This window comes from Flavobacterium sp. SOK18b, from assembly GCF_014156605.1.
GTDB lineage: Bacteria > Bacteroidota > Bacteroidia > Flavobacteriales > Flavobacteriaceae > Flavobacterium > Flavobacterium tiangeerense.
In genome coordinates, this window is sequence record NZ_QKNZ01000066.1 from 35,598 (window position 1) to 49,027 (window position 13,430).

Annotated in this window: 11 protein-coding genes; 6 read left to right on the forward strand and 5 right to left on the reverse strand. The window is 32.4% G+C overall.

Annotated elements, in window-relative coordinates; translation table 11 throughout:
• Positions 1–168: 168 nt before the first annotated feature.
• From DNC80_RS10720 to DNC80_RS10745, 6 genes are all read left to right on the forward strand, one after another.
• Entirely contained in the window at positions 169–2,340 is a 2,172-nt protein-coding gene (locus DNC80_RS10720) for a S9 family peptidase (RefSeq protein WP_182651219.1), read from the forward strand.
• Positions 2,341–2,374: 34 nt separating this feature from the next.
• Positions 2,375–4,048 (forward strand): peptide MFS transporter, encoded by a 1,674-nt coding sequence (locus DNC80_RS10725; RefSeq protein ID WP_182651220.1) that lies wholly within the window; start codon positions 2,375–2,377, stop codon positions 4,046–4,048.
• Between the two features lie 78 nt (positions 4,049–4,126).
• On the forward strand, positions 4,127–5,785 hold the full coding sequence (locus DNC80_RS10730; protein WP_182651221.1) for a peptide MFS transporter: 1,659 nt from the start codon (positions 4,127–4,129) through the stop codon (positions 5,783–5,785).
• Positions 5,786–5,788: 3 nt separating this feature from the next.
• Positions 5,789–7,300: a peptide MFS transporter gene (locus tag DNC80_RS10735; protein WP_182651222.1), complete on the forward strand. Its 1,512-nt coding sequence runs from the start codon at positions 5,789–5,791 to the stop codon at positions 7,298–7,300.
• 52 nt (positions 7,301–7,352) lie between these two features.
• Entirely contained in the window at positions 7,353–7,811 is a 459-nt protein-coding gene (locus DNC80_RS10740) for a thioredoxin family protein (protein WP_182651223.1), read from the forward strand.
• Positions 7,812–7,922: 111 nt separating this feature from the next.
• A complete protein-coding gene (locus DNC80_RS10745) occupies positions 7,923–8,378 on the forward strand; it encodes a thioredoxin family protein (RefSeq protein ID WP_182651224.1) in 456 nt (151 codons plus the stop codon).
• A gap of 11 nt (positions 8,379–8,389) precedes the next feature.
• Here DNC80_RS10745 and DNC80_RS10750 read toward each other — a convergent pair whose 3' ends face one another.
• From DNC80_RS10750 to surE, 5 genes are read right to left on the reverse strand one after another with little or no spacing between them, the layout of a single operon-like run.
• Complete coding sequence (locus DNC80_RS10750; protein ID WP_182651225.1) at positions 8,390–10,426, reverse strand: ComEC/Rec2 family competence protein; 2,037 nt, start codon at positions 10,424–10,426, stop codon at positions 8,390–8,392.
• Between the two features lie 60 nt (positions 10,427–10,486).
• Positions 10,487–11,044: a C40 family peptidase gene (locus DNC80_RS10755; RefSeq protein WP_182651226.1), complete on the reverse strand. Its 558-nt coding sequence runs from the start codon at positions 11,042–11,044 to the stop codon at positions 10,487–10,489.
• Position 11,045: 1 nt separating this feature from the next.
• Positions 11,046–12,158 carry a lipid-A-disaccharide synthase gene (gene lpxB, locus DNC80_RS10760; RefSeq protein WP_182651227.1) on the reverse strand — a complete coding sequence of 371 codons (1,113 nt, stop codon included), beginning with the start codon at positions 12,156–12,158 and terminating at the stop codon, positions 11,046–11,048.
• Positions 12,159–12,195: 37 nt separating this feature from the next.
• A complete protein-coding gene (locus DNC80_RS10765; protein ID WP_244289540.1) occupies positions 12,196–12,501 on the reverse strand; it encodes a hypothetical protein in 306 nt (101 codons plus the stop codon).
• A complete protein-coding gene (gene surE, locus DNC80_RS10770; RefSeq protein WP_144891496.1) occupies positions 12,461–13,240 on the reverse strand; it encodes a 5'/3'-nucleotidase SurE in 780 nt (259 codons plus the stop codon). The genes DNC80_RS10765 and surE overlap by 41 nt, the downstream gene beginning before the upstream one ends.
• Between the last annotated feature and the right edge of the window lie 190 nt (positions 13,241–13,430).

The window sequence follows — 13,430 nt, forward strand, 5'->3', positions numbered from 1 at the left end:
AGGGTGTACTATACTGCAAAGATACGTTATTAGCGGTTTTATTTGCAATCTAAATCATTTCAATAAGAGTGAGTTGTGGTAAGCTGTTTTTACATTTAACATAAAAAATAACTGATTATTGTAATTTTTTCACTAAAATTGACGGTTTTTTATCCTTAATTTAATAGTATGTATTCAAAAAATTATATCGCTTTATTTTTATTTATTTGTTTTTCGGTTCTTGGACAACAAAAAATAACCATTGATGAAATGTACAACGGTACATTTCGAGCCAAAGGAATGGATGAATTGCAATCCTTAAAAAACACGAATCAATACACTGTTTTAAACGTAGATATGCAATCTAGGAGTATGCAAATTGATTTATATGATTTTGCGACTTTAAAGAAAATAGTTACATTAATTGATACTAAATCACATCAAGAGCTGGCTAGTGGAATAGACAGTTATTCCTTTGACGCCTCAGAAAAAATGATATTACTGGCTTGTAATTCCAATCAGATTTTTCGTCATTCATTTACAGCTGATTATTATTTGTACGATATAACTACAAAAAAGTTGAAAAAACTTTTTGATTTTCAAGTTCAAGAGCCAACCTTTTCACCTGATGGTAAAAAAATTGCTTATGCTAGAGAGAACAATCTCTATGTTTATGATCTAGCTACTACTAAATCTACTGCCATAACTACAGACGGACAAAAAAATAGTATCATAAACGGAATTACAGACTGGGTTTACGAAGAAGAATTTGCTTTTGTGAAAGCTTTCGACTGGAGTACTGATAGTAAAAAAGTAGCTTACATTCGTTTTGATGAAAGTAAAGTACCTGAATTCTCGATGTCTATGTTTGCTAAAGATTTATATCCTACAATGCAAACTTTTAAATATCCAAAAGCGGGTGAAAAGAACGCGGTTGTGTCTTTGCACGTTTATGATGTAGACGCAAATGCGGTGAAAAACATAAATCTAGGTAATTACAATGACTTTTATATTGCCAGATTAAAATGGACAAATGACAGTAATGTTGTTTCGGCTCAGGTTTTAAACCGTCATCAAGACAATTTAGATTTAATTTTTGTTGATGCCACATCTGGAACTACAAAAGTAGTTTTGAATGAAAAGGACAAAGCCTATGTTGACGTTACTGATAATTTGACTTTTCTTAAAGACAACAGTTTTATTTGGACGAGTGAAAAAAATGGTTTCAATCATATTTACTTGTATGACAAAAATGGAAGTTTAAAAAATCAGGTTACCAATGGAAATTGGGAAGTAACTAATTATTATGGTTATGATGACAAAACTAATTCGGTTTTTTATCAATCTGTAGAAAATGGTTCCATCAATAGAGATGTATATAAAGTTTTGCTTAATGGCAAAGGAAAAGTACGACTGTCTCAAAGCACAGGCACTAATGCAGCTACTTTTAGCCCAAATTTTCAATACTACATCAATACATATTCTAGCGCTTCGCAGCCTACTACTTATACTTTAAATGAAGCTAAGGCCGGAAAACAAATTCAAGTAATAGAAAATAATGAGTCTCTTGCGGCCAAATTGAAGAAGTACGATCTACCTGCCAAAGAGTTTTTTGTATTGAAAACAGAAAAAGGAATAGAATTGAATGCATGGATTATAAAGCCAAAAGATTTTGATCCAAATAAGAAATATCCAGTTTTCATGTACCAATATTCGGGTCCTGGATCTCAACAAGTAAATAATGAATGGAACAGTACTGATGATTATTGGTTCATGATGTTGTCACAACAAGGTTATATTGTAGCTTGTGTTGACGGACGAGGGACCGGTTTTAAAGGCGCCGATTTTAAAAAAGTGACTCAATTGCAGTTAGGTAAGTATGAGGTAGAGGATCAAATTGATGCTGCCAAAGTAATAGGGAATTATTCATTTGTAGATAAATCTAGAATTGGTATATTTGGCTGGTCTTATGGTGGTTTTATGGCCTCAAATTGTATTCTAAAAGGCAATGATGTTTTCAAGATGGCAATTGCTGTGGCACCTGTTACCAACTGGCGTTTTTACGATAGTGTATATACAGAGCGCTACATGACTACGCCACAAGAAAACGCTAGTGGATATGATGATAATTCCCCTATAAACCACGTGAATAAATTAAAAGGAAAGTACCTGTTGATTCATGGATCTGGAGATGACAATGTGCACGTGCAAAATACTATGCAAATGATGGAGGCTTTGATACAAGCAAATAAGCAATTTGATTCTCAGATATATCCTGATAATAACCACGGGATTTATGGTGGTAAAACTAGGGTTCAATTGTATACAAAGATGACAAATTTCATTAAAGAGAATTTATAAAAGCGATAATTAAAAACAAACCAAATTAATAAAAATGAGTGAAACAGCAGTAAAAACAGGACATCCAAAAGGACTTTGGGTGTTATTTGGAACCGAAATGTGGGAGCGATTCAATTTCTACGGAATGCGGGCTATCTTGACCTTGTTCTTGGTGAACTCACTGATGATGAAAGAAGAAGATGCCTCTTTAATTTATGGAGGATTCTTGGGACTTTGTTATTTAACTCCTATGTTAGGTGGTTTTATTGCCGATAGGTTTTTTGGAAACAGAAATTGTATTTTGCTAGGTGGATTGATGATGGCAATTGGACAATTCTTTTTGTTTATTAGCGCTAGTGTATTTGGTACTAACATCAGTTTAGCAAGCACTCTAATGTGGTCAGCTTTAGGAATTATAATTTTTGGAAATGGTTTCTTCAAGCCAAATATTTCTTCCATGGTTGGGAGTTTATATCCAAAGCAAGAAAAAAGCAAACTAGATACAGCCTTTACAATTTTCTACATGGGTATCAATTTAGGAGCTTTTTTAGGTCAGTTGATTTGCCCAATTGTTGGTGATGTTAAAACAGAAGGAGTAAGAGACATCCATGCCTTTAAATGGGGGTTTTTAGCAGCTTCTATTGCTATGTTAATAGGAACTGCAGTTTTCTACTTTCTTAAAAACAAATATGTAGTTACTCCAGAGGGAAAACCTTTAGGAGGTTTGCCTTCTAAAAATGATGCTTCTGACTATGAAGAGGGAGAATCTCAAAAAGCTGTTTTTTCGCAGAAAGCATTAATTGGTGCAGTAGTAGCATTCTTCGGATTGGGATTAATTTTCCATTTTGTATTCGGACAAAACTTTATATACTCTTTAATTTATGCTAGTGGTTTATCACTTGCGGGATTAATAATTTCAGATTCATCACTTACAAAAGTAGAGAGAGATAGAATTTTTGTAATTTATATTGTAGCTTTCTTTGTTATATTTTTCTGGGCTGCTTTTGAACAAGCTGGTTCATCCTTAACATTTATTGCCGATAATCAAACGGATAGAAACTTTTTCGGGTACAATATGCCGCCATCGATGGTTCAAATTTTTAACGGATTATTTGTTGTAGCATTTGCAGTACCATTCAGTATGTTGTGGGATTATTTAAGAAGCAAAGACAGAGAGCCAATTTCACCAGTAAAACAAGCAGTTGGATTAGCATTAATTGCATTGAGTTATTTTATTATTGCTTACAATGTTAAAGATTTAGGAAACAATGGTTTGCTTGCTATCAAATGGTTGATTCTTTTATATTTGATTCAAACTTGTGCGGAATTATGTTTATCACCAATAGGACTGTCATTAGTTGGTAAATTATCTCCGAAGCGTTTTTCTTCTTTATTATATGGAGTATTCTTTTTATCAAATGCTTCAGGTTATGCCTTGGCTGGAACATTAGGTTCTATTTTGCCTGCTACTGGAGATAAATTCAATAAAGCAAAAGAACTTGGCATAGATTTACAAGCGGTTTTAGATAAAAAAATCACTTTAACTGTAGAACAATTAGCAATCTTAGAGAAAAATCAAATCAGTCCAAACAATCCAGTTTTTGCAGGATTTGAGATTCATAATTTATTTGAATTTTTCATGGTATTCGTTATTCTTTGCGGATTGGCAGCTGTTATTTTAATGGCATTAACTCCAAAATTGAAAAAAATGATGCACGGTGTGCGTTAACTAAATTTTAAAAATATTTTTATATCTTTCAAACCTACAAGAAATCCTTGTAGGTTTGTTTTTTTAAACCAATTTATTATGTGGAAAAGTCACCCTAAAGCATTGCCTTACTTATTTTTATCTGAAATGTGGGAACGTTTTGGTTATTATTTAATGATCGGAATTTTTACCTTATATCTAAAAGATGTTGAGGCTGGATTTGCCATGACAGAGAAAGAAGCTTCTGATTTGTATGGAACTTTCATTGCCTTGGTGTTTTTAACTCCGTTCATTGGAGGATTAATTGCAGATAGGTATCTTGGATACAAGAAATCAATCGTAATTGGCGGATTGATGATGGGTGCAGGTTATCTCATGATGGGAATTCACAGTTTGCCGATGTTGTATTTTGCCATGACTTTGGTAATTGTAGGAAACGGATTTTTCAAACCTAATATTTCAACACTGTTAGGTAATTTCTACAATGACGAACAGTATAAAGATAAGAAAGATGAGGGGTACAATATTTTCTATATGGGAATTAATGTAGGTGCCTTTATTTGTAACTTCTTTGGTGCTGCTTTGAAAATTCTTTTCGGTTGGCAAGAGGCTTTTATGGCCGCTGGTGTAGGAATGTTTATTGGTGTGATTGTATTTTTATTGGGGACCAAACATTACGGTGATAAAACAGATAAAAAAGGAGTGCAAGAAGGGGACATGCCGTTTTATAAAATTGTATTGTATATTTTAGTGCCATCAGTTGTTTTTGGAGTTATAGGTTGGTTTTTGAAAGGTGTTCAGTCAGAAATGAATATTAATAGTTCTGTTTTTGGATCTGACAGTACTGATGCTTTTATATTCGCGTGTATTCCAATTGTGTTTTTTTACGGAAGTTTATATTTCAAAGCTAAAGTTGAAGACAAAAGACCAATCGGGGCCTTACTGTCAATTTTTGCAGTAGTGATTTTATTTTGGGCAGTGTTTAAATTGAATGGTTCTGCACTAAATAATTGGGGTGATAAATATACCGATAGAGAATTAACAGGGACTTCACAACAAATTGGATCTAAATTAAACCTTACCGATACGTTAACGTATAAAAAAGATTCAGTTGCATTGTATGATGCAGCTTTTAGAATTCAGAAAAAAGATGGCGAAGTTACAAAGGTTGTTGATTATCCATTGTATTTTAGAAATGTAGCGAATGAGAAATTACCAAAAGAGGAAAGTAAAATATTTACATGGTCGGCAAATTTAAGTCAATCCATCAATCCAGGTTGGGTAATTATTTTAACACCATTGGTTGTTGCTTTTTTTACTTTTTTACGAAGCAGGAAAAAAGAACCATCTACTCCAACTAAAATTGCTTTTGGATTATTAATTTCAGCATTATCCGTTTTAGTAATGGTAGCTGCTGTTCATATTGGCAACAATGGAGCCGAAAAAGTTTCTGTTTGGTGGCTAGTAGCTAATTACGGAATTATAACCATTGGAGAATTATTTCTCAGTCCGATGGGATTGTCAATTGTGTCTAAATTGTCTCCTAAAAATATCACTGCTTTAATGATGGGCGGTTGGTTTTTATCAACATCAATTGGAAATAAATTATCTGGAGTTCTGGCAAGTATGTGGGATCAATATGACGATAAAGCCAATTTCTTTTGGGTTAATTTTGCGTTACTGATGTTTGCGACACTTTTAATGTTTGCTTTAGTTAAAAATTTAAACAAAGTAATGAAAGACCACGGAATTAATTAAGGTATGGAAATCAATCAGTCATTAGAAGAAATTCAAAATTTTAAAGGAAAGTATCCAAAACAATTGTGGTATTTGTTTTTTAGTGAAATGTGGGAACGGTTTTGTTTCTACGGTATGCGTGGTATGCTCGTGGTTTTCATGGTGAATCATTTAGCTATGAATGAAACGGTGGCTAACCTGCAATATGGCGCTACTCAAGCTTGGGTATATGCCTTTACATTTATTGGGGGATTATTTGCTGATAAAATTTTAGGTTTAAGAAAGTCACTTTTTTGGGGTGGAATTTTAATGATTATAGGAAGTGTCATTCTAGCCGTTGATCCTAAGAATTTTTTCTTTATTGGTTTGGGTTTTACAATTGTTGGAACAGGTTTTTTTAAACCCAACATCTCATCAATGGTGGGACAGTTATATAAAAATGACGATCCACGAAGAGATGCTGGTTTTTCATTCTTTTATATGGGTGTAAATCTTGGAGCATTAATTGGTGGTTATATTTGTATAGCTGTAGCTGAAGGTTCTATGTGGCAATCATTAGTACCGGAAAATTTAAGATGGAATGTTGGCTTCGGGTTTGCAGCAGTTGTTATGATTGTAAGTTTGCTAACCTTTACTCAAACTCAAAAAAGTTTAGGGCCAATAGGACTTTCACCCTTGATGGATATTGAAAAATCGAAGAAAAAAAATCTTGAAATTGCAACTTATATAGGTTCGCTTTGTATTATTCCGTTAATAATAATCATGGTTGCAAATACCCAGTATACCGATTATTTTATGATTTTTATTGGTCCTGCCTCTATATTGTATTTGTTCTATGAAATGAAGAATTTTTCTTTGGCAGAAAATAAAAAGCTTTTAGCTGCTTTAGTGTTTATCATTTTTTCTATTTTCTTTTGGGCGTTTTTCGAGCAAAGTGGGGGTTCGTTAAGCTTATTTGCTGCAAATAATTTAAACAATGATATTTTAGGAGTTGAATTAAGTCCAAATGGAGTAAACAATGCAGCCAATTCGTTTTTTGTTATTGGTTTTGCAGCATTAGTGGGATTGGTTTGGTTGTGGATGGCGAAAAGAAAGATAGAACCTAATACAGTTATTAAATTTGGTTTGGCTTTTATATTTCTTGCTGGAGGTTTTTGGATATTTTATTACACTAAATTCTTTGCTGATTTAAACGGAAGAACCTCATTAGGAGTTTTTACTTTAGGTTGGTTTATCATCACTTTTGGAGAATTGTGTTTATCACCAATAGGAATGTCAGCAATGACTAAACTATCCCCTCAAAAAACACAAGCCGTAATCATGGGGATGTGGTTTCTAGCTAGTGCGTATGGACAATATTTTGCTGGAATATTAGGGGCAAATATTGCAGAAGCATCTGAAAATGCATCCAATCTAGATAAACTTTACGTATATGCTGATGGGTATTATCAATTGGGGATTTATGCTTTAATTGCAGGGTTAGTTTTGATTTTAAGTTCGCCACTCATTAAAAAATTAATGCAGGAAGTAAAGTAGCGACTCCTTTTTTGGTACTATTTTTGAATATATTTGTAAAAATTAAAACACAATGAAAAAAATTATAATTACGCTATTACTGATAACTTTTTCAGTTGCTACACAAGCACAAGAGTTGGTTTGGGAAACTAATATTAACAAGGCAATGGAAGTTTCGACCAAAACTAAAAAACCGATGTTGTTGTTTTTTACAGGAAGTGACTGGTGTGGTTGGTGTATCAGATTGCAAAAAGAAGTGCTAAAAACACCTGAATTTGCAAAATGGGCAAATGATAATGTAGTATTGGTTGAACTTGATTTTCCTAGAAAGTCTACCCAAACAGAGGAAATTAAAAAGCAGAATAGTGAATTGCAAATGGCTTTTGGTATACAAGGTTTTCCAACAGTACATTTTGTAAATGCTAAAACAGTTGAAGGTAAGGTAAATTTTGAAGGATTAGGCAGTACGGGATATGTTGCCGGAGGACCAGCAGCCTGGTTAACAGAAGCTAATAAGCTTTTAAAAAAGTAATTAGGTGAGATTTTGTTATTTTATAAAGATTAATTGAACATAAATCTACATTTTATTGTTGATTATTCTGTTTTTTTGTTATTTTTATAAAAACTTTTTAAGACCTACATTATGATTAAGAATTTACTTTTTGTGTTTATACTTTCGTATAGCTTTAATATGAATGCCCAATCCTTGAATTGGTTAACAGATGTAAATGCTGCTATTGAAATAAGTAATAAAGAAAATAAGCCTTTATTACTTTTATTTGCAGATAAAAATGCTTCAAATACCCTTTTGTTTTCTCAAGTTTTGAATACTCTTGATTTTGCTTTATGGTCTAGGGATAATGTTGTAATTGTTAAAATTGATCTTACTCAAGCAGAAGGAAATGAGGATATTGATCGCAACATAAATTTAAAAAGTGCTTTTGGTGTGGATGTTATTCCTTCAATTTGTTTTGCAAGAGCTAGTTCTAGAAAAGGTAAGATTAATTACCAGTTGATAGGTAAAATTGTTTACAAAACCGGAGGAGTAAAGACATGGTTAGCTGATGCTAAAGCACTTTTAAGAGTAACTGAAGAATAATTAATTCTAACTTACTTAATACTATAAAATCCCTTTTCACGAGTCATGTGAAAAGGGATTTTCTGTTTATCACAACTCTTTTTCCAGGTTTGCTGTATGGATCTAAAGTTCGATCCATCTGCTACAACCATTTTGGGTTTTAACTTCATTAATACACGATCTAAATTAACTTTAGTTGATTGTGTTAATAGTAGAACATCGGGATTTATATTTGGGATAAGTTGTATCGAGCTGTCTAATACAAAAATTCTTTTTCCCTTGAAATAGATGAAGTTTTTTAAAGACTGTTTTCGTTGTATAAAACCATTAGTGCTCAGTAAGTATGTGTTTAAGTTACTTTTTGCTTTGTTTTCTTTTGTAGTGATAGTGCTGCAATATACCTTGCAATGAATTCCATGTTTTACAGTAATTAACGTCTCTTTTGGTAAATGAAAAACAATTAATTCTCTACTGTTTGAGTCTTGCCAGCGAGTGTAGATACATCCAACTTGCATTGCTATAATTGAGGTCAATACTCCAACTAATTTATTAAAATTTGGTTTTTTAATCCAAAACACCATACAAATTATAGATATATAAGCACTAACTAACATGAAAAAGTGGAAAGGTATATCTCTAATGATAAACTGTTCAAAGGAGGCAATACTATGAATGATTTTATTTAGAAAATAGATACTCCATTCAAACAATTGAGATAAAAATTGTGGTGTATCATATACAGCAGCGCAAAGCATTACCAGTACCCCAAGAACCATTATTACACCTAATAATGGTATTACTATTATATTGGATATAAAAAAGAGTCCAGGAAATTGATGAAAATAATAAATGCTTAATGGAAGGGTACCAATTTGTGCTGCAAATGATACGGTTAAAATATCCCAAAAATATTTTGTTAATTTATTTTTGGGTTGGTATAGTAGGCTTAACATTGGCTGTAGCCAAATTATAAAAAAGAGCGCTAAATAGCTTAGTTGAAATCCTAAGTCAAATAGAAATGAAGGTTCAATAAGTAGAATTATTAGAATGGAAACGATTAATGTATGATATATGTTTACGCTGCGCCTAAGATGATTTCCAATTGCAATAAAAGAGAACATTGTCACAGAACGTACCACTGATGGTGCTAGTCCAGCAAGTATACCAAATAAAATAAGTGATGTTAGTATAATAAATAGCTTTATCCACGAACCTTTTTTATTGTTTGGTATAGGTTTTAAAACCAATGTCATAAACATTAGTATGAAACCTATATGAAGTCCTGAAACGGATAAAATATGTACAGCACCTGCAAATTGATAGTCTTTAATAATAGTAGGCGAGATTTCTTGTTGCTGCCCAAGTATAAGTGCCATGGCAACTTGAAGTTCTTCATCGTTAAAATTATGATGTTGTAAGTTTTTTAAAATGCGTGTTCTTAATGCATCCGAGTAATACCAAAGATCTTTTTTTAATTGTTTTGCAATTTTTATTTCGTCACTTGACGTGTACATTTGGCCATAAATATGTTTGTTTTCTAAATACTTTCCATAATCAAATTGATAAGGATTTTTGGGTGAAGTATTGCGGTGTAATGAGGTCTTTAACTGCAGTAAGCTCCCGACTTCTAAGGCATTTTCAATACTATCATTATTGATGTTCAGTACTATTTTACCTGATTTATTTTCATTATTAATGTGAGTAATTATTGCCACATATCGATCACTAAATGAAGTTTTTTTTAATTTTTCTCTAATGATTAGTGTATAAGTTTTTTCTTGTTCGAATACATTTTTAACTTGTAAGTAGTGACTCTCCCTGAAACTATCAGAATGTATGCGTTGCGTTGAAACTCCAATTAATCCTGCTAAAAACAATATACTTATCCCAAATAATGGTGCTGCTTTTTTATTTTTTTTGAGAAAAAAGTGTAGTGCTCCTAATCCAAAAACTGAAAGTAGTATTGCTACAAAAATATATTTTGTGGGGAAAAAGATATAATGAGACAAAATAAGTCCTATTATAAAACCAATTGTAATTTTTATCAGTGGGAAATGTAGCACTTTCATAACTCTAAAGTACACATTTTAAATAAGTAAGAACTATTTTTTAGTTAGAAAATTGTAAAATTAAAAAAGTCTATTGGCTTGAACAAAACTCTTTTTATAGTATGGCTCCATAGTAGAGGATACAATTACACCCCTTGAAGTAGAGGCGTGGATGAATTTTATTTCCTCATCATAGGTGTCAATTACAATGCCCACGTGATCTATTGAATTATTTTTGCTGTTAGAAAAAAATACTAAATCCCCTTTTTTGACTTTATCTTTTTTTACATTAATTACTAGTCCAGTTTTGGACAATTGTAGAGAATTATGTGGTAAAATAATATCTTGCTGTTTAAATATGGTAATAATTAATCCAGAGCAGTCAAATCCTTTTGAACTAGTTCCTCCATATTTGTAGGGAGCTCCAAGCTCTTTTGAGGCATTTTCTATTACTGATTGAAGTGTTTTTTCTATCTTTTTTTTATCTGATGTAGGTTTTATTTCTTTGTAGTCACTTTTGTTTGCCGTTGAACTATAATTTCTAGGTGCACAACTGTAACCCAAAATCACAATAACAGCAACTGTTATACTGCGTCGAAGTACTTGTTTTATTGGTATGTACGAAGTTTTAAAATTCAATTTAAAATAAATCATTTACAATTAAAGCTGCTGTTTTTTCACTGGCACCACGACCACCTAATTTGTTTTCAAGAAGTATGTATTTTTCTAAAATAGTATTGCGTTTTTCGGTTTTCAAGATTTTGTACAACTCTTCTTTGATGCGTTTGGAATTGCATTCATCTTGAATGAGTTCTGTAACTACCTCTTCGTCCATAATGAGGTTGACTAATGATATGTATTTTAATGTGATAATTCTTTTTGCAATTTGATAAGATATCCAATTGCCTTTGTAGCATACTACTTCCGGTACTTTAAATAAAGCCGTTTCAAGTGTAGCCGTGCCTGAGGTTACTAAAGCGGCTGTCGCATTTTGTAATAATTCATAGGTTTTATTTGCTACAAACTGAATGTTACTTTGTGTTATAAATGGGGTATAAAAAGAGAATTCCTGACTAGGAGCCCCAGCAATTACAAATTGATATTCAGGAAAATCATTAGAAACACTGAGCATGATTTGCAGCATTTTTGTAATTTCTTGTTTTCTACTTCCAGGAAGTATTGCTATAATTGGTTTGTCACTCAGATTGTTTTCTTTTCTAAAATCTATTTCAGTAACATTCGATTTGTTTTGAATGGCATCTATCAAGGGGTGTCCCACAAAGTCAACTGGATATTGGTGTTTTTCTTCGTAGAATTTTTTCTCAAAAGGTAATATAACATACATCTTATCAATGTCTCTTTTGATATCAGTAATTCTACTTTCTTTCCAAGCCCATATTTGAGGAGAAATATAGTAATGTGTTTTGATTCCTAGTTTTTTAGCCCACTTTGCAATTCGGAGATTAAATCCAGGATAGTCTATAAAAATCAACACATCAGGTTGGAATTTCTGAATGTCCTTTTTACAAATGTTTATGTTGTTTAAAATCGTTTTTAAATTGAAGACTACCTCAATAAAACCCATAAATGCAAGCTCACGATAGTGTTTTACTAAGGTGCCACCTACATTCTCCATTAAATCACCTCCCCAAAAACGAATTTCTGCATGTGGATCTTTTTTGAAAAGCTCTTTCATTAAGTTTGAGCCGTGTAAATCGCCAGAGGCTTCACCTGCAATTATGTAATATTTCATGGTTGTAAAAGCTAAATTTAAAAAACGAATTCTGTATTTATATTACTAAGGTTAAAATGGCTAAAGTAATTACTGAAAACACAATTCCCTGCGCGATTTTTTCTCTGTTTAATTTTAGAGCTACCCCAAATGCTCCTAACGTTAATACACAGCCTAATGTGATTATTTTTCCAAGATTCCCTTGAGATTTTAAGATCTGAATGCCCGCGATAAATTGGTAATCTGTAAAAAAATAAATAAAAATAAAACTGCCTAAACTGGTAGTCAAAAGTCCTATTATAAATCCTATAAGTATGTCTCTACTATTCATTCCATGTAAAGGTGTTAAGTTGTTGAATGGCATGATGCGCTGTTAAATCAAATTGTACAGGTACTACTGATATGTATCCGTTTTTTAATGCCCACTCATCAGTATCTTCTCCATGATCTTGATTAACAAATTCTCCTGCAAGCCAGTAATAATCTCTGCCCTGAGGCGTTTTGCGTTTGTCAAATTTTTCTACCCAAATGGCTTTTGCCTGACGGCATACTCGTATTCCTTTTATGTTTTCTTCTTGTAGTTTTGGAAAATTAACATTCAGTAATACACCTTCGGGTAAGCCATTTTCAAGAACTTGTAGCGCAATCTTACGAATAAAGGTTTTGATGGCATCAAAATTTGCATTCCAATCATAATCCAAAAGAGAAAATCCTATAGCGGGTATACCTTCAATTCCCGCCTCCATGGCAGCACTCATGGTGCCTGAGTAGATAACATTGATGGATGAATTTGAACCATGATTTACTCCAGATACGCAAAGATCTGGTTTTCTTTCTAAGATTTCATTTACGGCAAGTTTAACACAATCTACTGGAGTTCCAGAACAACTGTATTCTAAAAAGGGGTCGGTATCTTTGGATATTTTATTTAGGTATAAAGTGCTGTTTATGGTAATGGCATGTCCCATAGCACTTTGAGGTTTATCTGGAGCAACAACAACAATTTCGCCAATTTCTTGCATTACAGCTATTAAAGCTCTCAACCCAGGTGCCGAAATGCCATCGTCGTTTGTAATAAGTATTAGTGGCTTGTTTTTTTTCATTTACTTAAAATTAAAAAAAAGAATTTTTATTTATATTAATAACAAATGTACTGACTGAAATTGGTAAAAACTGAACTAAATGTAAAAATTTAATATCAATTGAACTTTCATTTCATTACAATAAAACATTTTATATCTTTAACAAAAATTTATGGCATCATGTCTTTATATGGCATGGTTTTTACCGTAT